The sequence below is a fragment of the Mesorhizobium sp. M7A.F.Ca.MR.362.00.0.0 genome (assembly GCF_004023175.1).
In the GTDB taxonomy this organism is placed as follows: Bacteria; Pseudomonadota; Alphaproteobacteria; order Rhizobiales; family Rhizobiaceae; genus Mesorhizobium.
In genome coordinates, this window is record NZ_RZTF01000218.1 from 5450 (window position 1) to 8525 (window position 3076).

Genomic DNA, 3076 nt, shown 5'->3' on the forward strand with positions numbered 1-3076 from the left:
ATCCAGGGCCGGCAGCGCTTCTTGCCAACGCTTCGGTTCCGCGCGACGTGCAACTGCTGCCATCCCTCGGCAAACTCAGGCGTGACGTACCGATCGTCTATCGACTGAAATGCCATCAGGAGCAGGACAGCACGCAAGCTGTGGGCTGCCAGCTCGGCGATCCCCAGGGAACCAGAACCATTGTCGTCGCAGGCGATTCACACGCAGCACAATGGATCCCGGCCATCGACAAGATTGCCAGGGACCGCAAGTGGAAATTGGTCACCTTCACCAAGGCTGCATGCCCTTTCACCCTTGCCGCTGTGACGGATGACGGTAAGCCGTATGAGGCCTGCGCAACATGGCGCGACAACGTTCTCGCCGAGATCAGGAAATTGCGGCCAGACCTGATGTTCACCAGCCAGTCTCGCTATTCCGACACACCGGAGCCGGCAATGATCGACGGTTTGCGCAGCATCTGGAGCGACTTGAACAGTGCCGGCGTGCGCATTATCGCCATTCGGAACACGCCTTTCGTCAAGTTCGATCCCGGTGATTGCCTGGCCGCCGATCCCGACAAATGCGTCAACGCGCGACAGGAGGTGGAGACGAGTGATGTCTTCGCCCTCGCCGCGGGGACATTGCCGGGGGTCCGTGTCGTTGACATGAACGATGCCTTATGTGGCAAGGACAGCTGTTCGGCCGTGGTCGGCAACATCATCGTCTGGCGCGACCATCACCATATGACGGCCACCTATGCGCTGGCGCTGGCGCCCTATCTGGCGAAGGCGGCGGGTCTCTAGCGAGATATCAAGGCGTAGCGGCTTTTTCGCATCAACATCGTTGACCAACGCCAGGGCCGGCATTCGAACACGACTTAACCCGCCTTTAAACCGCCGCATCTACTCTTCAACCCGAACGCCATAGGCATCGGGGATATCAAGCACAGCGCATGGCGAACCGCAGAGACAGTCGCATCGAACCCAGTTTCGAGGGGCCGCCGCAGGCGCGGTCCTCGGCGGGTCTTTCGGTGAACGAGGAGGATCGCGTCGTGCCGAGCAATCGCAAAGCCTCCGCAAAACGCAAGCCGGCCAAAGGGAAATCGTCGCGGGCCAAGCGCGGCAGAAGCCGGCGCGGCCTGTTCGGTGTGCTCGGCCGGCTGTTCTACTGGTGCTTCGTGTTCGCCATCTGGGGCGGCATCGCGGTGGCCGGCATCGTCGTCTACTATGGCGCCAAGATGCCGGCGGCGACGACCTGGTCGATTCCCGACCGCGCCCCCAACATCAAGATCGTCTCTGCCGACGGCCAATTGCTCGCCAATCGCGGCATGAGCGGCGGCGAGGCCGTCGGCCTGCATGAAATGTCGCCCTATATCCCGGAAGCCGTCATCGCCATCGAGGACCGGCGCTTCTACTCGCATTTCGGCATCGACCCGATCGGTCTGTCGCGCGCCATGGTCACCAATGTGCTGGGCGGGCGTTTCTCGCAGGGCGGTTCGACGCTGACCCAGCAATTGGCGAAGAACCTGTTCCTGACACCCGACCGCACGCTGGAACGCAAGGTGCAGGAAGTGCTGCTGGCGCTGTGGCTGGAGCACAAGCACACCAAGGACCAGATCCTCGAAATGTACCTGAATCGGGTGTATTTCGGTTCCGGCGCCTATGGCGTCGAGGCCGCCTCGCGCCGCTATTTCGGCAAGAGCGCGCGCGACGTCACCCTGTCGGAAGCCGCATTGCTTGCCGGCCTGTTGAAGGCGCCGTCGCGGCTGTCCCCGGCACGCGATCCGAAGGCGGCCGAGGAACGCTCGCAACTGGTGCTTGCCGCCATGCGTGACGAGGGAAAGATCAGCGCCAAGGAAATGACCTCGGCGATGAGCGCGCCGGCAACGCGCGCGCCGTCCTACTGGACCGGCTCGGAGAATTATGTCGCCGACACCATCATGGAGGAATTGCCCGACCTGATCGGCGATGTGCGCGGCGACATCGTCATCGACAGCACCGTCGACCTCAACCTGCAAAAGCTCGCCGAACAGTCGATCCGCAGACTGATCGACGAGAGCGGCAAGAAGCTCAACGTCACACAGGGCGCGCTGGTGTCGATCGACGATTCCGGTGCGGTACGTGCCATGGTCGGCGGCTACGACTATTCGACGAGCCAGTTCGACCGTGCTTCGGAGGCACGTCGCCAGCCGGGCTCGGCGTTCAAGCCGTTCGTCTATATGGCCGCGCTCGAAGCCGGTCGCACGCCCGACAGCATCCGCAACGATGCGCCGATCAAGATCGGCAATTGGACACCCGACAATTACGGCGGCAAGTATTTCGGCAAGGTGACGCTGGCCACCGCGCTGGCCAAGTCGCTGAACTCGGTGGCGGCGCAACTGACCATGGAGGTCGGGCCGAACGCGGTTGTCGAGGCGGCGCACCGCATGGGCATCCAGTCCGACCTGATAGCCAACACCTCGATCGCGCTCGGCACTTCGGAAGTGACGCCGCTGGAGCTGACCTCGGCCTATGTCCCCTTTGCCAATGGCGGCTACAAGCCGGACATCCATTTCATCCGGCGCGTGACGACCACCGAGGGCAAAGTGCTTTACGACAGCGGCGGCGGCAGCGCGCCGCGCGTCGTCAAGCCTGAGATCGTCGGCATGATGAACTCGATGATGACGGGCACGGTTGAGATCGGCACTGCCCGGAAAGCGGCTTTCGCCTGGCCATCGGCCGGCAAGACCGGCACCAGTCAAAATTCGCGCGACGCCTGGTTCGTCGGCTACACCGCCAACCTCACCACTGGTGTGTGGTTCGGCAATGATGATGGCAGCGCGATGAAGAAGGTCACCGGCGGCGCACTGCCGGCGCAGGCCTGGCACGAGTTCATGGTTGCGGCCCACGAAGGTGTGCCGGTGCGGCCGCTGCCCGGCACCTGGAAATCGACGCCGGCCGACACAATCGTCCCCGACGAGATACCCGCGGCGAACAACACGGCGCCGGTTCCGTCGACGTCGGTCGGTCAGCAGGCACCGGCGCGGCCAGCAGCGCCGGTTGCCCAAGCGCCCGTCCGCGCGGCCCGTCCCGCCCAAACCGTCGATGCCGACGGCCCC

The 3076-nt window shown here is 63.8% G+C and carries 1 protein-coding gene and 1 pseudogene; both read left to right on the plus strand.

Translation table 11 applies throughout. The features are described from left to right. Positions 1 to 782: SGNH hydrolase domain-containing protein (locus EOC06_RS23415; RefSeq protein WP_206631240.1), on the plus strand; the 782-nt coding region annotated here is incomplete at its 5' end. 149 nt (positions 783 to 931) lie between these two features. Next, positions 932 to 3076, plus strand: a pseudogene (locus EOC06_RS23420) (transglycosylase domain-containing protein); the annotation flags it as partial.